18 protein-coding genes are annotated in these 22,833 nt (G+C 40.7%); 9 read left to right on the forward strand and 9 right to left on the reverse strand.

The features are described 5' to 3' along the window. Positions 1 to 314 precede the first annotated feature (314 nt). The 6 genes from EKM93_RS01480 to lpdA all read right to left on the reverse strand — a co-directional run bounded on the left by EKM93_RS01480 (position 315) and on the right by lpdA (position 7,446). A complete protein-coding gene (locus tag EKM93_RS01480) occupies positions 315 to 1,304 on the reverse strand; it encodes a sigma 54-interacting transcriptional regulator (RefSeq protein WP_125712355.1) in 990 nt (329 codons plus the stop codon). Between the two features lie 4 nt (positions 1,305 to 1,308). After that, positions 1,309 to 2,592: an RNA polymerase factor sigma-54 gene (gene rpoN, locus EKM93_RS01485; protein WP_125712357.1), complete on the reverse strand. Its 1,284-nt coding sequence runs from the start codon at positions 2,590 to 2,592 to the stop codon at positions 1,309 to 1,311. Positions 2,593 to 2,814: 222 nt separating this feature from the next. Beyond that, positions 2,815 to 4,026 carry a dihydrolipoamide acetyltransferase family protein gene (locus EKM93_RS01490; protein WP_125712359.1) on the reverse strand — a complete coding sequence of 404 codons (1,212 nt, stop codon included), beginning with the start codon at positions 4,024 to 4,026 and terminating at the stop codon, positions 2,815 to 2,817. A gap of 12 nt (positions 4,027 to 4,038) precedes the next feature. Further along, on the reverse strand, positions 4,039 to 5,085 hold the full coding sequence (locus tag EKM93_RS01495) for an alpha-ketoacid dehydrogenase subunit beta (RefSeq protein ID WP_125712361.1): 1,047 nt from the start codon (positions 5,083 to 5,085) through the stop codon (positions 4,039 to 4,041). Between the two features lie 27 nt (positions 5,086 to 5,112). Further along, positions 5,113 to 6,081, reverse strand: coding sequence for a thiamine pyrophosphate-dependent dehydrogenase E1 component subunit alpha (locus tag EKM93_RS01500; protein ID WP_125712363.1), 969 nt, complete (start codon positions 6,079 to 6,081; stop codon positions 5,113 to 5,115). Positions 6,082 to 6,105: 24 nt separating this feature from the next. Further along, the gene (lpdA, locus tag EKM93_RS01505; protein WP_125712857.1) at positions 6,106 to 7,446 is read right to left on the reverse strand and encodes a dihydrolipoyl dehydrogenase; all 1,341 of its coding nucleotides are present in this window, start codon (positions 7,444 to 7,446) and stop codon (positions 6,106 to 6,108) included. A gap of 1,101 nt (positions 7,447 to 8,547) precedes the next feature. On the opposite strand from lpdA, the gene ilvD reads away from it, so the two are divergent. Together ilvD and EKM93_RS01515 are read left to right on the forward strand one after the other, a co-directional pair. Continuing rightward, positions 8,548 to 10,284: a dihydroxy-acid dehydratase gene (ilvD, locus tag EKM93_RS01510; RefSeq protein ID WP_125712365.1), complete on the forward strand. Its 1,737-nt coding sequence runs from the start codon at positions 8,548 to 8,550 to the stop codon at positions 10,282 to 10,284. Positions 10,285 to 10,332: 48 nt separating this feature from the next. Beyond that, entirely contained in the window at positions 10,333 to 11,322 is a 990-nt protein-coding gene (locus EKM93_RS01515) for a bile acid:sodium symporter family protein (RefSeq protein ID WP_125712366.1), read from the forward strand. A gap of 49 nt (positions 11,323 to 11,371) precedes the next feature. On the opposite strand, the gene EKM93_RS01520 is transcribed toward EKM93_RS01515, so the two are convergent. Next, positions 11,372 to 12,595 (reverse strand): MalY/PatB family protein, encoded by a 1,224-nt coding sequence (locus EKM93_RS01520; RefSeq protein WP_225423600.1) that lies wholly within the window; start codon positions 12,593 to 12,595, stop codon positions 11,372 to 11,374. 212 nt (positions 12,596 to 12,807) lie between these two features. Here EKM93_RS01520 and EKM93_RS01525 point away from each other — a divergent pair, with 212 nt between their 5' ends. Both EKM93_RS01525 and EKM93_RS01530 read left to right on the forward strand, forming a co-directional pair. Beyond that, on the forward strand, positions 12,808 to 14,136 hold the full coding sequence (locus tag EKM93_RS01525; RefSeq protein WP_125712368.1) for a dihydrolipoyl dehydrogenase family protein: 1,329 nt from the start codon (positions 12,808 to 12,810) through the stop codon (positions 14,134 to 14,136). Positions 14,137 to 14,466: 330 nt separating this feature from the next. After that, positions 14,467 to 16,014: an endonuclease MutS2 gene (locus EKM93_RS01530; RefSeq protein WP_125712370.1), complete on the forward strand. Its 1,548-nt coding sequence runs from the start codon at positions 14,467 to 14,469 to the stop codon at positions 16,012 to 16,014. 2 nt (positions 16,015 to 16,016) lie between these two features. Here the strand turns inward: EKM93_RS01530 and EKM93_RS01535 are convergent, their stop codons facing one another. Beyond that, positions 16,017 to 16,850, reverse strand: coding sequence for a MerR family transcriptional regulator (locus EKM93_RS01535; protein WP_164506959.1), 834 nt, complete (start codon positions 16,848 to 16,850; stop codon positions 16,017 to 16,019). A gap of 96 nt (positions 16,851 to 16,946) precedes the next feature. Here EKM93_RS01535 and EKM93_RS01540 point away from each other — a divergent pair, with 96 nt between their 5' ends. Next, complete coding sequence (locus EKM93_RS01540; protein ID WP_125712374.1) at positions 16,947 to 17,810, forward strand: arginase family protein; 864 nt, start codon at positions 16,947 to 16,949, stop codon at positions 17,808 to 17,810. Between the two features lie 75 nt (positions 17,811 to 17,885). On the opposite strand, the gene EKM93_RS01545 is transcribed toward EKM93_RS01540, so the two are convergent. Further along, positions 17,886 to 20,207: an ABC transporter ATP-binding protein/permease gene (locus tag EKM93_RS01545; protein ID WP_125712376.1), complete on the reverse strand. Its 2,322-nt coding sequence runs from the start codon at positions 20,205 to 20,207 to the stop codon at positions 17,886 to 17,888. Between the two features lie 130 nt (positions 20,208 to 20,337). Here EKM93_RS01545 and EKM93_RS01550 point away from each other — a divergent pair, with 130 nt between their 5' ends. The 4 genes from EKM93_RS01550 (at position 20,338) to ahpC (ending at position 22,826) form a co-directional block, all read left to right on the forward strand. Next, positions 20,338 to 20,820 (forward strand): MarR family winged helix-turn-helix transcriptional regulator, encoded by a 483-nt coding sequence (locus tag EKM93_RS01550; RefSeq protein ID WP_125712378.1) that lies wholly within the window; start codon positions 20,338 to 20,340, stop codon positions 20,818 to 20,820. An 82-nt stretch (positions 20,821 to 20,902) separates the two neighbouring features. After that, positions 20,903 to 21,136 (forward strand): hypothetical protein, encoded by a 234-nt coding sequence (locus tag EKM93_RS01555; RefSeq protein ID WP_125712379.1) that lies wholly within the window; start codon positions 20,903 to 20,905, stop codon positions 21,134 to 21,136. A gap of 206 nt (positions 21,137 to 21,342) precedes the next feature. Next, entirely contained in the window at positions 21,343 to 22,011 is a 669-nt protein-coding gene (locus tag EKM93_RS01560; protein ID WP_125712381.1) for an HAD family hydrolase, read from the forward strand. Between the two features lie 251 nt (positions 22,012 to 22,262). Next, positions 22,263 to 22,826, forward strand: a complete 564-nt coding sequence (ahpC, locus tag EKM93_RS01565; RefSeq protein ID WP_125712384.1) for an alkyl hydroperoxide reductase subunit C — start codon at positions 22,263 to 22,265, stop codon at positions 22,824 to 22,826. The last annotated feature ends 7 nt before the right edge of the window (positions 22,827 to 22,833 follow it).

The following is a 22,833-nucleotide window of genomic DNA, read 5'->3' on the forward strand; positions in this document are numbered from 1 at the left end:
AGCCAGAGCGCGAACTGGAGCGGGAAAGCCTCAAGCATAACCTAGACTTACGACATAAGCCCGGTCTTGGCTTGTGAGTAAGACGTAGTTATGTGAGAGCTTTGCTCCAGTGAGCGCGTTTCAAGCCCAGAGCGCAAACCAACACGGGTGATTTCGCAATATAACCTAGACTTGGCGGACAGTCGCTGGCGACTGACAACAAGGCGTAGTTATATGTAGAAATCAGTGTTGGTGAGCGCGTTTCAAAAAACCAACCTAAATAAAACCACATAAACCAGTATGCACTCAAAAATAATTCTTGAGTGCATACTGGTTTATTTTGTTGTCAACTGATATTTCTTAAGTTTACGATACAACGTGGATCGAGAAATCCCCAAGGCATCCGCAGTGGCCATTAAACGATAGTTATTTTTGATTAACACCTCAATAAGGTGCTTTTTTTCGGAGTTTTCTAAATAAGAATTGGCTGCAGTTTGAGGTGTTGCTGTTAGATCTGTAGGAAAAATCATCTGATCTAATAGTGCTGTTATTTGAGATATCGTAGGCGTTGTTTGCCGATAATACAAGTATAGCCGCTCTAAAAAATTTTCGAATTCGCGAATATTACCTGGCCAAGGATGGGTTTTAGCAACCGTCAAAAGCGCTGCTTCCCAATCTATTTGCCAATGCTTTGTTGTGCAAAAACGCGTAACAAGCGGTTGTAAATCTTCTAAACGTTCTCGTAAAGGTGGCACAGACAAAACACAGACATAAATCCGATAAAATAAATCTAAGCGAAATCGGCCTTGTTCAACGAGTTGTGGTAAGGGCTGATTGCTGGCAGTAATGAGTCTAAAATTAACATTTTGACGTTTGTCGCTACCGATGGGCATGACCCAATTGTCTTCTAATACCCGTAGTAACGCAGATTGCAGCTTACTGGACATACTGTTGACCTCATCTAAAAATAAGGTGCCTTGATTGGCTTGGCGAATTTTGCCATTAAAACCTTTCGGACTGGCGCCAGTGAAAGCCCCACCAGCGTAACCAAATAATTCGCTTTGTAATAGATCATCGCTTAAAGCGCCACAATTTACACTAACTAATGGACCATCTTTGTAAGGACTATTGGCATGTAATGTTTTGGCAATAATTTCTTTACCGCTACCAGTTTCACCATAAATATGCACCGGGATCGTACTGAAGGCAGCCAACCGCACCTTTTCCAAAAAATTTTGATATCGTGGACTTTGGGAAGGTACACCAAAGTGAATAAAATTTAAAGTATTCGGATTTGGAATGGGGGTACTTGTTGGATGCATCATAAGCTTATCTCCTTAATTTGCGCTGCTGGGCAGAAGCGATGGCTAATTGCAGCCGATATTTAGTCACGGTTCGCCGGGCAATTTGAATTTGTTTAGTTTGCAGTAAGTCGGCAATACTTTGATCACTCAGTGGTTTTTGCCTGTCTTCTTGTAAAATTAGCGCTTGGATTAAGGTTTTAACTTGGGTAACAGTGTGATCAGAATATTGCGGGCTATTTTTGAGAAATGAACGTAATGGGCGTATGCCTTCGTCCGTTAAGATAGTCTTACCTTGAATTGTGCGGCTAATGGTTGATTCGCTGTGGGCACTTTCGGCGGCAATAGTTTTGAGCGTTAAGTTTTGCAGGGGATGCTGGCAATTTGTAAAAAAGGCACTTTGATATTGAACGATAATTTGTGCCACTTGTAATAAAGTTGTTTTGCGTCGAGCCAATGATTGGACCAACCATTGATAATCTTGTAGCTGTTTTTTTAAATACTGTGTGACAGTTTGATCTTGAAAGGTTTGGGACTGTAGGGTTTGGAAATAGCGTTGATCAAATTTTAATTCAGGAAAATCTTGATCGATTAAGGTAACGATTGGCTGCTGTTGTCGACAATGGACTTGTAGCTCTGGAAAAAGATAAGGCTGATTAAAGGGTGTATCTTGATCAAAAACAGCAACAGGATTAGGCGAAAGTTGCTGCAATTGGGCAAAGGCCATTTGAATTTTTGATATTGAAACATTGAGCAGTCTAGCTGCGCTGGACCAGTCGTGTTGCTGGAGAATTGATGGATCTAAAGCTAACATTGCTTGGGCTAATTGTGTATCAGACCGGCGTTGAAGTTGTAAGGATAAGCACTCCGCTAAAGACCTGGCGCCAATACCGGCCGGATCTAAAGTTTGTAACTGAGCGATCGCTTTTATTAAAGCTGTTTTAGAAACGGACAACCGCTGGCTTAAAGATTCGAGGGAATCAGGTAAGTAGCCATGATCGTCTAGTTGATAAATTAGCTGGATTAAAAGCTGTTTTTGACTATTATCCGGCATAAAACTGATTTGATTCCGTAATGTTGTTTCCAAACTAAAAGTTGACCTATCTGGGTAATTAAAGTCAGGTTTAACGATATTACTCATGGGGATTGCGGGACTATGAACTGTTAAAAAAGGGTTTTCTAAAGCAGCATTGTTTAATAGTTGTACTAAAGCTGTATTGTTTGCTTGGAGTATTTTTAACGCAGTTTGAAGCTGCGGGGTCAGTGATAATTTTTGCTTTTGCGTTAAAGTTTGAATTAAAGCATGATCCATAAGCGGCCTTCTTTCGTTATGCGAAGCATCGAATTTAAAGGATATGGCTTATTTTAAAATTTATGTCATTAAAATTCAATTAAAAGAACTTTAAATTATATTAATTGAATAATAAAATTGAGAATTAAGTTGAATATAAAAAATAAGTCTGTAAAATTAAATATTTACAGGCTTATTTGTAGCAATATTAGGCAAATGATTTAGTTGAAACAAAATAAAATATTATAGGATAAGTTGATAAGGGTTTTGCAAATTAACAGCAATTCTATCTAAAAATTGAGCTGCTTGTTGACCGTCAATGATTTGATGGTCAAAGGTGAAACTCAAGGGAAGTTCAGAAGCGGCGACAACGTCATTGTTCTCAGAGAGTTTCAAAGTTTGGGCTAATGCACCAACACCGAGAATACCAATTTCCGGTGTGTTTAAAACCGGCGTGAAATATTCGATATTTTCATGGCCTAGATTGGTTATAGTAAATGTGCCGCCATGGTAATCAGCAGCGGTTAAGGTGCCATTTTGAGCGGCTGCAATCTTAGCTTTTAGCTGTTGGCCTAACTGGGTGAGGGTCATTGTTTGCGCTTTTTGAATTACCGGTACAATTAGGCCATTGTCTAAACCGACAGCAATACCTAGATTAACATCGGCGATTTTTGTATATTGTCCGTCTTGATAATTAGCATTCATCTCAGGGGTGGCCTGTAAAGCCAAGCAAACAGCACGGGCTAATAAGGTGGTCAAACTCAGCTGCCCGTCAGCTGGTGGTGGGGTAATTTTAGCTTTTAAATCCGCTTTAAAGGCCAGTAATGCGGTTAAATCTACCTTACGTTGTAACGTTAATTGCGCAGTGGTCTGCAGGCTAGTCAGCATATGTCGGGCAATCTGCTGGCGCATCCCGCTTAAACCTGCTGCTGGTGCGGCAGCTGGTGTCTCGGCTGGCGCAAGGTCTTTTTGTGCAAGCGCCGCTAAAATGTCCCGCTTCGTAATTCGTTGATTCCCACCAGTTCCTTTGAGCTGAGCGTAATCTAACTGATGGTCTGCCGCAATTTTTCTAGCCAACGGTGTTATCAAAATCCGTGAGGTTGCTGCAACAGCAGCTTCTGATTGGCTTTGGGCAATAGTTTGTTCTGGCGCTGGCGCAGCTGTTGCCGGCGGGGCAGCTTCAGTGGTTGCGGCCGTTGTTTCGGGGATGGCTTCATTTTCAGCACCTATAAAACCGATTGGTGCTTTGACCGGTGCATCTTCGCCTTCAGCAACACAGATTTTGAGTAAATAACCGGCAGCTGGGGCTTCCACATCATAGGTGAGTTTTTCGGAACTAATCGTGCAGAGGAGTTCGCCGCTGGCTACTTGATCACCGACGGCTTTGTCCCAAACATCTACAGTGCCTTCTGTCATTGTGAGGCCCAATTTGGGTATTAAAATTTCAGTAGCCATTATTGATCCCTCCTAAGCCTTGATCGGTTTCAAATCTGTGATAATTTCTTGGGCTTCCGTTAATACACTTTGGGCACTTGGTAAGTAGAGCTGCTCCAAGTTGGTCGCAAATGGCACCGGTGTGTTAGGCGCAGTAATGCGTTTAACGGGGCCGTCTAAATAGTCAAAGGCTTGATCCGCAACAACAGCAGCAATATCAGTAGCCGTATTATTGTGAGGCTGGGCTTCATCAATAATAATTAAACGTCCGGTTTTTTGAACGGATTGTAAGACGGTGGCTTGATCCCATGGCGCAACGGTTACTAAATCAATAACTTCTGCTTCAACGCCTTCTTTAGCCAGCTGATCTGCCACGGCTTGGGCGACAAAAACCATTTTGCCAATGGCCACAATCGTCAAATCCGTACCTGCCCGTTTAATTTGCGCTTTGCCAATAGGGACAGTGTAGTATTCTTCAGGAACGGGTCCTTTGACACCATATAAAGTTTTGTCTTCGGAAAAGACGACAATATTATTATCTTCAATGGCCGCTAGTAATAGGCCTTTAGCATCATAAGGCGTTGTTGGCACGACGACTTTGACACCAGGAATGGCACCTAATAGGCCATAATAACTGCCGGAATGCTGAGCTGCCGCATTGGCACCAGCACCATGAGTGGTACGAACGGTTAACGGCATACTGGCCTTGCCACCAAACATATACCGCATCTTGGAACCTTGGGCTAAAATAGTATCCAGACAATAGCCGATAAAATCATTAAACATTAATTCTGGAACTGGGCGTAAACCAGTGACGGCGGCACCTACAGCAGCACCCATGTAGCTCATTTCGGAGATAGGGGTATCAATAACCCGTTGGCGGCCGTACTTAGGCATTAGGCCCTTGGTGACACCAAAAACACCGCCCCAAGCATCTTGATTGGCCTCAGCCAAATGTTTAACAGTTGCACCGCCAGCAAGATCTTCACCCATTAAGAAGACACGATCATCTTTAGCCATCGCTTGATCCAGCGCTTCATTAATCACTTGCATAAATGTGATATTACTCTTTCTTGACATAGCGTTAACCTTCCTTCTTTTTAAGCTTTAATCAGCATAAACATCTTCGTAGAGTGCTTGGGCGTCTGGCAGTGGACTGTCTTCAGCGAACTGAACAGCTGCTTGGACAGCAGCCATTGCTTGATCTTCAACGGCAGTTGCTTCTGCTTCGGTGAAGAGATTGGCTTTTAAGGCATAAGCCCGAAACTCTTGAATATCATCACGTTTAGCGAAAGCAATTTCTTCAGGAGAGTCAAATTTGTAAGTCTGTTCATCACCTTCAAAGTGACCGTAAGTGCGATAAGTTTGACATTCGATTAACGATGGACCTTCACCGGCGCGGGCACGGTCTACCGCTTGGCCGACAGCGTTGTAAACCGCCATGAAATCTTTACCGTCCACTTTTTCGCCAGGCATATCATAAGCGGCTGCCCGACTGGCAAAGGTTTTAGAAGCAGAAGCATATTTTGGTGGGGTTGCTTCCCCGAAACCGTTGTTTTCGTTGACAAAAACCACCGGTAACTTCCAGATGGCCGCCATATTAAGGCTTTCGTGGAAGGCACCTTCATTAGCAGCACCATCCCCGAAAAAGCAAATAACGACCCGATCTGTTTTTAAATATTGTTGTCTTAACGCCGCACCGATAGCAATTGGAAAACCACCGCCGACCATTCCGTTAGCGCCTAGCATACCTTGATCCAAATCGGCAATATGCATGGAACCGCCTTTACCTTTGCATAAACCAGTAGTCTTACCGTAAATTTCAGCCATCATGCCATTGACATCACAGCCTTTAGCAATACAGTGGCCATGGCCCCGATGCGTGCTGGTAATATAATCTTGTTGATTTAGATGGGCACAAGCAGCAACAGCTATGGCTTCTTCACCGGCATAAAGATGAACGAAACCTGGAATAACACCAGCCGCGAAAATTTTGCGGACATGTTCTTCAAAATCACGGATAGTGTTCATTTTTTGATAAGCTGCTTTAGCCGTTTCATTTGTTAATGCTTTCATTTTTCAACACTCCTTAAATTTGAGTTAGGTTAAGCTGTTTTCCGCAGCATCATGGATAAGTTCTGAAAAAGTCGGATGGGCAAAAATTGTCTGCATTAGTTCGTCAAGGGTCCCTTCCGCAGTACATAAACTGAGCAATGTGTGAATCATTTCAGTAGCCCCATCGCTCACAATAACGGCCCCTAAAATTTGATGATATTTTGTCTCGCTGATGAGTTTGACGAATCCCGTCGTATTAACGGAAGCTAAGGCCCGACCGTTACCGGTTAACGGCAGTTTGACAACTTTCACCGAGTAACCTTGGTTTTCGGCAGCTTCAGCGGTTAAGCCAAAACTAGCAACTTCGGGTGTGGTGTACAGGCAGCGGGGGACTAGATTATCATCCACCGGTTGTTGCGGCTGCCCAGCAATAGCCAGCACCGCTTTAATTGCTTCGGCGCTAGCAACATGGGCCAGCATTAAACCGCCGATCGCATCGCCGGCAGCATAGATATGAGGGACACTTGTTTGGTAGTGGGCATCTACTTGGATAAAGCGCTGGCGTTCATCAAGTTTCAAATTTAAAGCTTTGGCTAAAGTCAAATCTGCCCGGCGACCAGTGGCGACCAGCAGCTGATCAAAGGGATACTGGGTCCCGTCAGTCAGTACCACGGCATCAGAGGTAACTTGTTCGATTTGAACTTTGATATGCGTGTTAATTTTTAACTGCTGCAGCCGTTGTTTCATCAAAGCCCGTGCTTCTAGATCTTCAGTTAATAAAATATCTGGAGCGACTTCTAGTAACGTTACATCGACCCCTAAAGGCGCCATCGCAAAGGCCAACTCAACGGCGATCACACCACCACCAATAATTACTAGCCGTTTTGGCAGCGCTTTTAAATTAAAGAAAGTATCGGTGGTTAAATAAGCGACTTGGTCTAAGTTTTTGATCGGTGGCACAAATGGCGCACTACCAGTGGTTAATAGAACGTTTTTTGTTTGGTAAACTTTATCTTGAACTTTAACTTGGGTTGCGGATAAAACTTGAGCCGTACCCGTAATTAAAGTGACATGATATTTTTTAAACAAGAACTGCACCCCGCTTTGCAATTGGGTGACAACTTGATTTTTATGGTCAACTAATTTTTCAAAATCAATTTTTTCAACTTTTAATTGAATGCCAAATTCTGCAGCGGTTGTCGCAGACTGCAGCCAATGGCTATGCTGTAAATAGGTTTTTGATGGGATGCAGCCAACATTCAAACAGGTGCCGCCTAGCTGGTTTTTTTCAACAACTGCGACTTTTAAACCGAGTTTTGCGGCTTTGACCGCTGAAACATAACCCCCAGGACCGGCACCGATAATAATTAAGTCAAACACAGTAATCACCATCCTATAAAAAATTTTGAAGTGTACACTTTAATAACAAGCAATGTCCGTGCCAACTGGAAAATGTGCTAGAACGATTCTTTAGGCCTAGTTAGGTGCGCTGAAGAACGCAAAGTGTTTCAAATTAAGTCAAAATGGATTAAAAAGAGATGCAACGGTGTTTAAAAATTTAAGTAAACTAAAAATAAGCGTTGTTCTAACTTACTGATGTCAGAATATTTTTGAGAGAATGCCATAAATGTACGACTAATTTTATGTGACAGTGACTACCGTAAATTGCAGAGCTTGGTATCGTAGCATTTAATACGTTATAAGATCTGTCATCATGAGCGTAAAAGGTATTGGCTCTTAAAATAAAAGCCTCACTTTTTGCGATCAGATTCCTAAAATATACAATTTTTCAGATCATACTAAGTAACTGGTATTCGCTATAAGACTATCCTGATAGCTTATTTACGGATCCAAGTGTATTACTTTGTAAATTAGGTTATTGCGCAATGGATGATGCGGTGGTTTAACTACAAAATAAACTGTTGGCCGACAGTTAGTAGATTGTATTTGGTGATGAAAATCAAGGAGATACTCATTTTTAAACTAAGATTTTTAAATATTTTTTTAGATTAGTTTAAAATCGCCTAAGACTTGATTTAGCGGTAAATAACCCTGTTTTTGAAAACGGTTTATAAATAGGAAATCAAACTTTTAATTTATTTTTAATGTAATTAGTGTTTACAAATCGAAATTTTATAATATAATGATAACAACATTAGAAATTGAGTTTATTAATTTAACGAAGGAGTTCATCAATCATGACTAAAACTAACGCTGATACATTATTACAAATTTTAGTGGTCCGTCTCGTCATTAGGTAGCGCGGGCTAGTTTGTAATTGCCCGCGCAAAAAGCGGGCAGCGTTGGTCAAAAAAGCCAAGAGCTGTTGCATAAAACAGTTCTTGGCTTTTTTGCTTATAATTTTTCATAAAAAACTCATAATTTTCTAATCTAGGAGGCGAAAATCACATAATTTAGGCATGATTGCAGACATAATGTTCTAAGCATTACCGACACATAATACTAACTAAAAAAGGATGGATTACAATGGCAGATACCTTAGGCTTCTCAATTTCTGGGAAAGATATTAAAAAACGTAGTGACAAAATTAAAGTAGGGGTCGATCAAGCCCCAGGCAGAAGTTTACTTTATGCAACCGGTCGGGTCCACAATGAAGACGACATGAAAAAGCCGTTTATTGCAATTTGTAATTCATATATTGAAATTGTTCCCGGCCATGTACATTTACGAGAATTAGCAGATGTGGCTAAAGAAGCAATTAAGGCTGCTGGGGGCATTCCTTTTGAATTCAACACAATTGGCGTTGATGATGGGATTGCTATGGGCCACGTGGGGATGCGTTATTCCTTGCCAAGTCGAGAAATTATTGCAGACTCTGCAGAGACCGTGATCAATGCCCATTGGTTTGATGGGGTATTATTCATGCCAAACTGTGACAAGATCACACCCGGGATGTTAATGGCAGCGGCTCGGACCAATGTACCTTCTGTTTTTGTTTCTGGTGGTCCAATGCGTGCTGGGGTTGATCCTCAAGGTAATGCGACAACGTTATCTAGTATGTTTGAAGCTGTAGGCGCTTATAAGAGCGGCAAATTGAGCCAAGAAGATTTGTTGAAATATGAACAAAATGCTTGTCCAAGCTGTGGGGCCTGTGCCGGGATGTTTACAGCAAACTCAATGAATTCCTTGATGGAAGCATTAGGTGTTGCTTTGCCATACAACGGCACCGCATTAGCTGAATCTGAAGAACGGCGGGAATTAGTTCGTCAAGCAGCTCGGCAAGTTATGGAAATGGTCAAAAAAGATATTCGACCAAGAGATTTGATGACTAAAGAAGCCTTTGATGATGCTTATGCTTTAGATATGGCAATGGGCGGCTCTACGAATACGGTATTACATGGTTTAGCGATTGCCCATGAAGCGGGTATCAATTATTCCCAAGAAGACATTAATGAAATTTCTAAAAAAGTCCCTTATTTAGCAAAAATTGCCCCATCTTCTCATTGGACAATGCAAGATGTTCATGCTGCTGGGGGGATCCCGGTTATTCTGAACGAATTAATGCAAAAGGGGGGTATTTTACACGGTGATCGGTTAACGGTCACGGGTAAAACCTTAGCTGAAAATGTGGCTGGCTGTGAAACAAAAAATCCAGAAGTCATTCATCCATTAAGCAATCCTTATTCAACAGAAGGCGGCTTAGCTATTTTATCAGGAAATATTGCTAAAGATGGTTCTGTTATCAAAGTTGGTGGGGTAGACAAAGATATTCGTAAGTTTACCGGCAAAGCAATTTGCTATGATTCCCATGATGCTGCGGTTCAAGGGATTGACAGTGGTGAAGTTCAACCGGGGCATGTTGTGGTTATTCGGTATGAAGGGCCTAAAGGTGGACCTGGTATGCCAGAAATGCTAAATCCCACGTCAAGTATTGTCGGTCGAGGCTTAGGCCGAGAAGTTGGTTTGATTACCGATGGTCGTTTCTCCGGGGCAACGCGGGGGATTGCCGTAGGACATGTTTCTCCAGAAGCCGCAGATGGCGGTAATATCGCATTGATTGAAAACGGCGATGAAATCACGATTGATATGAAAGCTCGGACATTAAACGTTAATCTTTCTGATGACGTATTGGCGCAACGACGTAAGCACCTGAAAAAATTCGAGCCAAAAGTTAAAACGGGCTATCTAGCACGCTATCAAGCCTTAGTTACTTCTGCTAATACGGGCGGTGTAATGAAAGGTGCCGATGAATTGTTTAAATAAATTTTAAATTAAGGGAAAGTAATGTAATAAACTTTTGAGGTGAGCAAAATGACAACAGTTTCAAAAATCGGTAATTGGATGAGCAAGTGGTTTACGCTGCTGGTTATCTTATGGGCCGCAGTAAATTATTTTTTACCACAGACGAGTTTGTGGATTGCCCCCAATACTTCTTATTTACTAGGGATTATCTTGTTTGGGATGGGGCTGACATTAAGCAAAGAGGATTTTGCTAGAATTTTAAAGCAGCCCGTTCCAGTTATTTTAGGTACCGTCGCCCATTATTTGATTATGCCAACAGTTGCTTGGTTATTATGTTTGTTATTCCATTTGACGGGGCCAACTGCAGTAGGTGTAATTCTAGTAGGTTCTTGTCCTAGTGGAACATCATCTAGTGTGATGGCTTACTTAGCTAAGGGGGATGTGGCGTTAGATGTATCTATTGAAGCCTTGTCCACTTTATTGGCACCTATCATGTTGCCATTAATGCTGAAAGTTTATGCAGGGCAATATGTGGCAATCCCAACCACACAGCTATTTTTGAGTACTTTGAGAATTGTAGTTGTGCCAATCATTTTAGGGGTAGTCGTTCATACGTTGTTCAGCAAACAGACAGCAAAGGTTAATCAAGTACTGCCGTTAGTATCACAAGTTGCTATTTTAGCCATCATTGGGGCGGTTTTTGCGGCGAACCATGATGATTTATTTACAGCACAAACAGCTTTGGTCATCCCAGTTGTTATCTTGCATAACTTAAGTGGTTATGGTTTAGGTTATCTATTCAGCCACTTAATTCGACTGAAACAACCACAGCGCAAGGCAATCACTTTTGAAGTCGGGATGCAAGATTCAAGTTTGGGTGCAACTTTAGCGATGAAGTATTTTGTGCCAGCTGCGGCAATTCCATCGACACTTTTTTCTATCTGGCATAATATCTCCGGTTCAGTGTTGTCTTCTTGGTGGCGGCAACATACAACTGAGACCGTTTCAGAAATGTTGGATGAAGATCATGAGAAACAAAGCGCACCTGTCCATAATTAAGTTATAAAAAAACCACTGCCAATCTTGACAGTGGTTTTTTTGTGACTGATTATTTAGCGTTAAATACGTATTTATCTAGACGTTTAAAAGCTTCCTGAACTCGAGATAAAGGCAATGCGAGATTCATTCGAATGTGACATGGTCCTTGAAAAGCTCGGCCGTCTTGCCAGCCCACACCGACATCAGAACCTAGCGTCAACAATTCATCAATAGTATGATTGGTAGTTTGACACCATTCCGTGCAGTCTAAAAACAACATGTAAGTACCTTCAGGACGAGAAACTTGGATGCCATTGAAGTGTTGATGAATGTAATCTAAAGCAAAATCCACATTTTTAGTTAAAACTTCCCGCAATTCATCGACCCATTCAGCGCCTTCTGGACGATAAGCGCCTAGTAAGGCATGCATGGACAAGACGTTCATAGCGTTATAGTGGGATAAGCTGCCTTCTTTAGTAACGCGATCCCGCAGCCATTTATTATAAATAATATGATAGCTGCCTACTAAACCGGCGAGATTAAACGTTTTACTAGGCGCATAAAGGGCAACTGTCCGCATTTTGGCGTCTTCAGAAACAGATTGGGTAGGGATGTGTTGATGACCGCTTAAAATAAGGTCTGACCAAATTTCATCAGAAATTACATAGACGTCATATTTCTTGAATAAGGCCATGGCTTTTTCGATTTCCCATTTTTCCCAAACGCGGCCGGTAGGATTATGTGGGGAACAAAAAACAGTGGCGTGGATATTTTCAGTTTTTAGCTTGGCTTCCATATCTTCAAAATCCATCCGCCAAACATTATTTTCGTCTAAACGTAAGGGACTATGCACAATATCGTAACCATTATCGGTCAAAGCATGGGTGAAGCCCACATAAGTTGGGGCGTGCAATAAGACTTTGTCGCCTTTAGAACAGAGGACATTTAAGGCGCTGATAACGCCGCCTAAGACCCCGTTTGCGTAACCGATATGTTCCGCTGCTAAGCCAGTAACTTGATTACGGGTTTGCTGCCAGTTAATAATACTGTCGGTGTAGTCTTGATACGGTGAAAAATAGCCATATGCGGGATGTTTGGCGCGGTTAATAATGGCTTCAGGTACTGTGGGGACCGTGGGGAAATTCATATCTGCCACCCACATCGGGATGATGTCAAAACCAGCTTTAGGTTTACCTGGGGCCATCCCGGGTATTTTACCTAAACTATCGACAGCGATAGCGTCTTTACCTTGGCGATCCATAATTGATGTAAAGTCATATTTCATGATTTGCATAATTCCCTTCTTAAAACAAGTAATTATCGTTAGTATGAAAGAAGTTTTATAAAATGTCAAAGCATTTTAGTAACTTTTAGTAAGTGATTTTAACTTATTTGAAAGCAGGGACTTAATTTAGACAAACAATGTCTGACTTTAGTTAGAGGAAGTTGATAATTAAGTTTATAATGAACTTATGATATTCTGAAAACATTAATGGAGGACTCGTTATGGAAAAATATGATGTTGTTATCATTGGCGCTGGACCAGCTGGTTTAGCTGCAGCTTATGGCTTGAAAGCAGCTGGTAAAAATGTGGCTGTTATTGAAAATGATCTCTGGGGCGGTACTTGTCCAAATCGAGGCTGTGATCCTAAAAAAGTCTTACTCAGTGGTGTTGAGGCCCGGGATAAAGTGGCGCAGTTACATGGTAAAGGCTTTAAAACAGCGCCGTTAGTTAACTGGGTTGAACTCCAAGCTTTCAAAGAAACCTTTACGACACAAGTTTCTGAAAATAGCCGCCAAGGTTTAGTAAAGGCAGAAATCCAAACGATTGAAGGCACACCTAGATTTATTGCGGCCGACCAGATTCAGGTAAACCAAGCGGTGATTACTGCCGATGATTTTATTATTGCGACGGGACAACGACCTAAATTGTTAGATGTTCCAGGTAAGGACCATCTTTTGACAAGTAGTGACTTTTTAAGTTTAAAACAAATGCCTGAAGAAATTGCGATCATTGGTGGCGGCTATATTGCTTTTGAATTAGCGTCAATTGCCAATGCCACAGGTACAAAAGTTCATGTGATTCACCATAACGAGCGGCCGTTAAAAGCCTTTGATGCGGATTTAGTGGCAGATTTTATTACTGAACTGCAACAAAAAGGCATTATTTTTCACTTTAATGTGGCTACAAAAGAAATTGTTCAAAAACAAAATCGCTATACGCTACAGGCGAATAATTTAGAATTACCAGCAGATTTAATTTTTGCAGCGACGGGTCGAATTCCGAACTTGGAAGGGTTGGATCTAGCAGCTGCCAATGTAGTTAGTGATGGTCATGGCATTCAAGTGAACGCACAGTTACAAACCGCTAATCCTCATGTTTATGCGATTGGGGATGTGGTGGCTAAAAAACAGCCCAAATTAACGCCTGTTGCAGGGTTTGAAGCTCGCTATGTCGTGCAGCAATTAACAGGGACAACAACGGCGGCCATCAGCTATCCACCAATCCCCACCGTTGTATATGGCAGTCCAAAACTTGCTGCCGTTGGGGTAACCACTGTTGAAGCAGCGCAGCAGCCAGATAAATATAAGCTTAAAACACAAGATTTGACCCAATGGTTTAGCTATCATCGGACGAATGATTCTATCGCTAAAGCAACGTTAATTTTTGACAAACAAGATTTATTAGTGGGCGCCAGTGTACTGAGCTATGAAGCAGATACTTTGATCAATTATTTGACCTTGGCCATAACACAAAAATTAGATCATCAAAGTCTTTTACAGCTGATCATGGCCTATCCTACAGCAGCCAGTGATTTGCCATATTTGATTTAAAAATATGTATTGTGTATAATGACGACAGTAAATTTGATTTTAATGGAGACTAAATTATAGATGGAAAGGGTGAACTTTTTGAGTCCGGTAATTTCTAAATAAGTTGTTTTGTTAGCTAATTCTGCACGTATTCAGCGCTGATAACGCTGTTTATTTAGTGTTCCATTAGCGTCACTTGTTAAGAAATCTACCCACTTTACAAAGTTCAGACCCGATCTGAAAACATTGTAAAAGCCGGTGGTTATCACGGCTTTTTTGTGTACCTAAAAATCATTAAAATCAACGGGCTAGATTTCTGCTTTGTGGACGTGTCCACTGAAGGAGAAAAAATTGAATCAAAAAACATTTGAAAAATTACAATACCCCGAATTAATTGCTAAAGTGAAACCTTATTGTATGAGCAAATTGGGGCAACAGTATTTAGAGCAGTTATTACCGGCAACAGACCCAGTCACAGTTCAAAGGCGATTAGATGAGACCTCTAATGCTAAAGCGATTCTGACAACACCTCAAAAAGTACCAGCTTTAATAGCGACAGATGTTGCCGCCATTGTAGAAATGTTAACAGATGGCTACATTTTAAAACCTGAGGAACTTACTAAAATCTCAATATTTTTAAAGGATGTCCGGATTATTCAAAATTTTATGATGGCACAACAGTATATCGCGCCTATTTTAGCGGATTACGCTGCTGACCTACAGCCATTTAGAACGATAGAAACTGAAATTGAACGGGTGATTAAAAATAAACGGATTGAAGACGATGCCAGTAAAGCATTACAGCAAACTCGACAGCAGATCAAGGCGACGACTCAAAAAATCAAAGAACGGTTGCGGCAATTTTTAGCCAGTAAGCAGCAGCGCAATTATATTCAAGAATTTGTGATAACGCTAAAGCATGATCATTATACGATTCCTATTAAAGCCAGCTATAAACACCAAGTCGCTGGTGAAGTGATTGCGTTATCTTCAAAAGGACAAACCGCTTTTATGAGTCCCAGCAGTATTCAGAAATTAAGCGATGTCTTAATTGACTTAAAAGCGACAGAATCGGCGATTGAATATCAAATATTAGCAACACTATCTGGCTTAGTCGCTGAAAAAATCGCGCCAATGACTGTAAATGTGCAATTGATTGGGCAATACGATCTAATTTTCGCCAAAGCCAAATATAGCCAAGCGATTGACGGGATTGCCCCTAAGTTAAATACGCAAGGCCAGATTCGTTTGGTTGACTGCCGACATCCCTTATTAACCGGAACGGTGGTACCCTTGAAATTTGAAATTGGTCAGACTTATCGAAGTTTAATGATTACTGGACCAAATGCTGGCGGAAAAACAATTGTCTTAAAAACAGTCGGTCTGGTAACTTTAGCGACAATGGCCGGTTTGCATATTGCCGCAGCCGCTGGAACAGAAATTGCTATTTTTGAACAAATTTTTGTGGACCTTGGAGATAATCAAAGTTTAGAAAATGCATTAAGTACATTTTCAGCGCATATGCAAAACTTATCGCAAATTTTACAAACAGCCCAGTCAAAGACGTTGCTGCTATTTGATGAGATTGGCAGCGGCACAGAACCTAACGAAGGGGCGGCGTTGGCGATTGCTTTGCTAGAAGCTTTTTACCAAAAAGGCTGCACAACGGTAGCGACGACCCATTATGGTGAAATAAAACGTTTCTCTGAAACACATCCCGGCTTTATCAATGCAGCGATGCAATTTGATAATCAAACATTGCAGCCTAAGTACCAATTATTAATTGGGCAGGCCGGGGACAGCAATGCTTTATGGATTGCTCGACGGATGAAAATTCCGGAAGCAATTATTACTAAGGCGGCAGCTTATATGACACAAGGTATGACCGAATCTCATTAATTTTAAGCTAAAGCGATACGTAATTCTGTAATAAAATCTGCTTTAGCAGCACCATAATGATTAGGCAACGAAATTTCATGAACTTTAGCACCCGAGGCAATCGGGTATTGCTGGCTAGCCTGCCAAAGTTTTTGATATTGCGCCAAATAAGTTTCGTGAGCCCATTTAAAGGCGATGCAAAGGGCTTGATGTTGCGGGAAAGTTGCGGTATAGGTTTTGGTTAACTGTAAGTCAGTGGCCATAATTGGTGTGTAGATTTGGGTATAGTGGATGTCTTGCAGTTGCGGATAGGCCTGTAAAGGATAAAGGCAGCTGTATTGCATTTCTGCAGCCAAGTCATTGGCCGTTAATTCTTGATAAAGTAAATTAAAGGTCCTATCCGGTTGAACTAAAGGGGTAATGACCGTATCACAGTCCAATAACAAGGCAGTTTGAGTCGGCACTTCACGGCGATAAACTACACCAAAAGGTTGCTGATTTAAAGCGGTTTGTAAATGAAGCTGTTGGCGATGTTGGACAATGGTGGCCTGAATTTGTTCTAACTTGTTAATTTTTTGGGCAATGACTGTTGATTGAGTGGCTAAAAAAGCATTAATTTCTGCAGGGGTACAAGTTAAAATTTGGCGAATATCCGCTACGTTGACTTCTAGAAAACGTAAATATTTAATGATATGCAAGTAAAAAAGCTGATCCACACGATAGTAACGATATTGGTTATGCGGATCGACATAGGCTGGCTTAAAAAGTGCAATCCGATCATAATACCGTAAAGTTTGAATGGATAAACCCGTCAGCTTTGCCAATTCACCAATGGTATAGTAATTTTTAGCAGTCATAAAAAACCTCCGATATGTATTTGACCCTATAGTAACTATAGGGTTTATTATAAAAGTAACCCAGTCAGTACACAATATCATTGGAGGTTTTTACAGATGACAAAAACGATCCGTTTACTCTATCCAGATTGGCAAGCCGGTGCAAAGCCAGAGTATTATTTAGGCAGTCAACTATTAGCCTGGTTGGCACCGAAAAATAACCAGCAAAAAGAAATTACAGTCCCAGTGGCAAAGCCCACAGCAATCGCTGCGCTAACGTCTGAAAACGGCGTTGTAGCGCAAAGTACCGTTAAAGCCAATGCTTTAGCAGCACAAAAGATATTGCGTGAAGAACAACCTGATCGCATTATTACCTTTGGCGGGAATTGTTTAGTGTCCCAAGCGCCATTTGATTATTTACATGGGCAATATGGGGATGATTTAGGCGTTATTTGGCTGGATGCCCATCCGGATATTTCAACGCCCCAAATTTTTAACCATGAACATGCGATGGTTTTAGGCAATTTACTAGGTGCAGGGGATCCTGAATTGGCAACGACCGTCACACAACCTTTTAACGCTGCTGATATTTTGTATGTTGGGCTGCAACAGCCTACTGAAGACGAAGTTGCAATTTTACAAGAACTGCAGCTGACTTACACACTACAGGATAATGCAGCCGTCAACGCTGAAGAAATTCAAGCTTGGGTGGCGCAGCATCACTTTAAGAAATTAGCTATCCATTTTGACTTAGACGTGCTATCTCCTGAATTATTTGAAGGGCTGTATTTCACAGAACCCGGTGTCACCGATTACGGGGCAGTAGCTGGTAAGTTAGCACCGACAAAGGCTTTTAAACTGTTAAAACAACTTTTGGCAGAAAATGACGTTGTTGGCTTAACCATCGCTGAATATTTACCGTGGAGTGCCGCAAAGTTACAACAGTTATTTAAAGAATTGACTATTTTTAAAGCAGAATAGACGACAAAAAAAGCCTAGCTTTTGGAAATTAAATTTCCGAAGCTGGGCCTTTTAATTTAGAAATGAAAGGATCGATTATTCAGATCTTAAAGCAATTGCAGCATCTTTCTTCGCAGCCATACGTGCTGGAATGTGACCACCTAAGACGGTCAAGACCGTACTCACAATGATTAAAATGAGCGCATGTGTTGGATTTAACTGAGCCACATTACTCAAGTCCGTCATGCTCTTAAGAATGGCATTGATTGGGAAGGTGAGCAGCCAAGCGATTAAAATACCTAAGACGCCGGAACCAACGCCTAAAATGGTTGTTTCGGCATCGAATACGCGGGTAATATCCCGTTTACGAGCCCCTAAGGCTTTTAGGACACCAATTTCTTTGGTCCGTTCTAGTACAGAAGTATAAGTGATGATGGCAATCATAATCATACTGGTGACTAAGGAGATACCAGCAAAGGCAATTAAGACATAAGTGATTGCATCCATCAAGCCACCGGTTAAGCTAGAAACATTCCCGGCTAAGTCGGTATAAACGATCTTATTAGCTTTAGTTTTGCCTTTGTTATATTTGTCCAAGTAGGTTAGGATCTTGTCTTTATCTTTGAAATTAGTTGGATAAATCTGAATATTACTTGGAATAGAAGAACCACCAAGATAAGAGATTAAGGTTGATTTTGTAGCGGCATTAACCGTTTGGCTGGTTAAAACATTCGTATCGCTCTTCTTTTGAGCACTGACAATATCAGATTTTTCGTTTTGGTCAACAACCAATTTGGTCAGCTGATCGCTATAAGCAATGCCACTGGATAATAGGCCATCGCTATTTTTAGATTTAACCCGTAGGATACCGGTAATTTTTAAAGTTTTAGTATCACTGGCGTTTGCCATTTTTGTGTAGTCCGTATTAGGCACAAAATTGCCGGTGGGTAAACTTTGATAATAGTCATTATTAGCGACAACTTTGATCGTAGTGCCTAATAATTTATTGTAATCGTATTTTTGGCCTTCTTTTACTTTAAAGCCTAAGTTTTTAAGGGCATTGATGTTCACAGTATTATCCCGATTCACAATTAAAACAATATCAGTGGCACTATTTGGATAAGCACCGGATAACAGTTTGTAGTTTGTTTTTAAGAAAGTTTGATTGCCATTACGGTCAATTGGATAAACGGAACCGCCAATACCAGAAGCGGCTAACATAGCTGAACTATCCATCCCGTTGCCGGAAGCTGAGGAGAACTGGATCGGTTTATAAGTACCGTTGACTTCTCGGATCAAATTCAAGCCAGTGGCGTAAGTTTTACTGATATTTTTTGTTAAAGAACTGTCAATTTTATCTAAGTAATTCACATAATCTTGGGTAATTTTATTAGTGTGCTGTGCTTTTTCGGCAGCACTGGTTTTAGCGGTAATTTTATCGGACTTGGAGACTTTGTCGGATTGCTGGCTGCTTTGTGCGGCGGTTTGATCCGTACCCGTTCGACTAATGCTAATTGGAAATTGGGACAGGGTCTCTCGCTGAGTTTTGTCAATTTGAATTTGAAAACCGCTGGATAAGGCTAGAACAATGGCAATACCAATGATACCAATACTGGAGGCAAACATTGTCAAGAAGGTACGGCCTTTTTTAGTTCGAATATTGTTAAAGGAGAGCTTTAAAGCCGTCCAAAACCGCATTTTAGTATGTTTTAATTTAAAATCGTTAGAACTGACTTCATCGGTATATGGCTTAGAATCTTCTAGAATTTGACCATCAGAAAATTCAATGGTCCGATCGGCATATTGATGGGCCAATTCCGGGTTATGGGTTACCATAATAACAAGCCGTTCTTTAGAAAGATCTTGAATCAGCTGCATGATTTCATTACTCGTAACCGTATCTAAAGCACCCGTTGGTTCATCGGCTAAAAGGATTTCTGGATCGTTAGCAATCGCCCGGGCAATGGCCACCCGTTGCATTTGACCCCCGGAAAGCTGATTGATTTTTTTATTCATATGCGGCCCTAAGCCCACACGAACTAAGGCATCTTTTGCCCGTTTACTTTTTTCACCAGCAGGGACACCACTTAATGTCATACCCATTTCAACATTATCAATAATGCTTAAATGACTGATTAAGTTGTAGCTTTGGAAGATAAAGCCGATGGAATTATTGCGATAAGCATCCCAGTCAGCCGCCTTAAAGCCTTTTGTGGACTTACCATTGATGACTAAGTCGCCAGAATCATATTGATCCAAGCCCCCAAGGACATTAAGCATCGTTGTTTTACCTGAGCCACTGGGGCCGAGGATTGCGACAAATTCTTGTTTGCGAAAAGCAACGGATACGTCATCCAATGCTTTTGTAACATTGTCACCAACGGTATAGTACTTTTTGATATGTTTCAGTTCTAACATAATTATGGTACCCACCTTTTTTATTTATGAATATTTATTATAATAAATAGTTAACAAAAGTCAATATTTTATTTTTGTACATTATAGTTTATAATGTGGACATTATTAGATAGAGAGGTTGTTTATAATTGTGAGTAATGACGACGTGTTATTCAGTGAAGTTTTTGTCACCGTCGCTCAGATGATGCATCGAGGGTTAAAACAAGATGAGCTAGGTGTTTCCGGCCTAAACGCCTTAATCTTGATGACCGTTTATACGACCCCTAATATCACGATGTCAGAATTAGCGACAAATGTGGGTATTTCTAGGGCACAGTTAAGTCGAATGATTGGCAATTTGGAACAGGATGGTTTTATTAAACGACACCATAATGAAGCCAATCGACGGATTGTCAATGTTCAGCAGACACAAGCGGGGGATGCCCTTGTTCAAAAACATATTCAATTAAGTATTGAGACGATCCAACAATGGTTAAATAAATTAGAACCTGAGGATCATCAGGCATTGGTAATGCATTTAAACGGGATTTATCAATTGTTAAAAAAAGCTGAAGTGATTGGTCAAGGTACTGATCAGCAAACGGCAGTTAATTATCGTGCCAGCGAAAGATAAAACTTGCATTTAAAATTGATCCTTGGTATCCTAGATTGGCGGATAGAAATACGAACGTACGTTTATGATGGGGTGTGTTATTTTGAATGCTAGTGTAATTTATTTGAGCGAGGATATTTTTATTAATCCTAGAGTTGATGGGATCATCGAAATCTGTCAGTCACGATCAGCAGAGCATCAAGAGGTTTTAAACCAGCTGAATTATTTAACAGCACGGAATTCTTTTGGGATGACAGTCATGCAGATTTTGCCATCATTAACGTTTCAAGAAGTGCATACAATACAGCAGAAACTAAATATCATTTACCATTTTTAAATGGCTGGACGGCTCGTTATGGCGGCCGTTTTTTAGTGATTATGTAACGGTATAAAATTGATGGTGCTTATAAAGCATATAAAAAGAGATTAGCTTTCGTCAATCAACATGGCTTAATTTCAGTCTTAAGTCGGATAAATATCTAGAATAAGGCTGGTCAATTGGGTGGAATATGATAAACTTAAGTATTTAAAAGGGGCGATTGAATGACGGGGGTTATTTTTGATTTTAATGGGACATTATTTAGAGATTCAGACAAACATGAAGCGGCTTGGCAAGTTTTTGCTAAAAAGCATACAGGTCATGAACTCTCTTCGCCGGATTATGCGGATCATGTCCACGGTCGTAACAATAGTTTGATTTTGGAATATTTTTTTGGTAGTGATTTAACCGAAACACAAATTGAAGCTTTTGCTTTAGAAAAAGAACGTATTTATCGTGAACTTTGTTTGGCTGATCAAGCCAGCTTGCATTTGATTAAGGGTGCTGAAGCTTATTTCGACTGGTTAGTTGCCAATGAAGTGCCACGAACGATTGCCACTGCGGCTAATGGTGAAAATATGGCTTTTTATTTTGATGTTTTTGAATTAGGCCGTTGGTTTGATGAAAAGAAAGTCGTTTTTGATGACGGAACTTTGCAAAGTAAACCTAATCCAGCGCCTTATTTAAAAGCGAGCACTTTAATTGAAGTGCCAATTTCTGAAATTACTATATTTGAGGATTCGACTTCAGGTATTCAAGCGGCTAATAATGCAAAAGCAAAACAAATTATTGCAGTGAGCACTGAGGGCAATCAAGCAGCGCTACGGCAGCTGCCTAATGTGCAATATGTTATGGATGACTTCACTGAACCACAGCTTAAAACAATGTTATAGCAACAAAAAAAGGGCCGCCTACTTAATTTAAGTGGGCGTTTTTTAGTGCACTTAGAGTAGACGCAATTTTTAGGAACAATTATTATCCATTCTAAAAACGGTGTGCTACACTAATAATGAGAACGCTTATTTAAGGCTATTTTGAAAAAATAAAATGAATGAAAATTTCGAGTCTTGAACTTGAAAAAAGACTTAATTAGCCTTATAATATTCTTTAGTTAATAATTATTATAATTTAAGGAGGAATTTCCATGAATTACATCAATCAATCTATCCCAGACTTTAAGGTCAATGCTTATCGCGACGGTGAAACCCATGAAGTAACAACGAAAGATGTTTTAGGTAAATGGTCCGTCTTCTTCTTCTATCCAGCAGATTTTTCATTTGTCTGCCCTACTGAATTAGGGGATTTACAAGATCATTATGCTGAATTCCAAAAGGCTAACGCTGAAATTTACTCCGTTTCTGAAGATACCGAATTCGTACATAAAGCTTGGGCTGAAGCTACTGATACGATCGGTAAGATCAAATATACAATGTTAGCAGATCCAGCTGGCAAATTAGCACGTTTCTTTGATGTTTTAGATGAAGATGCTGGCCAAGCTTTCCGTGCGGTATTTATTGTTGATCCTGAAGGTAAGATCAAATCTTATACTATCAATGATATGGGTATCGGCCGGAATGCTGAAGAAATTTTAAGAACTTTAGAGGCTGCACAATTTGTCCGTGAACATGGGGATAAAGTTTGCCCTGCTAACTGGCATCCTGGTGAAGAAACAATTACACCTAGTCTAGATCTTGTCGGCAAGATTTAGCAGAGGT

The sequence above is a fragment of the Agrilactobacillus yilanensis genome, from assembly GCF_003946725.1.
GTDB classification, from domain to species: domain Bacteria; phylum Bacillota; class Bacilli; order Lactobacillales; family Lactobacillaceae; genus Agrilactobacillus; species Agrilactobacillus yilanensis.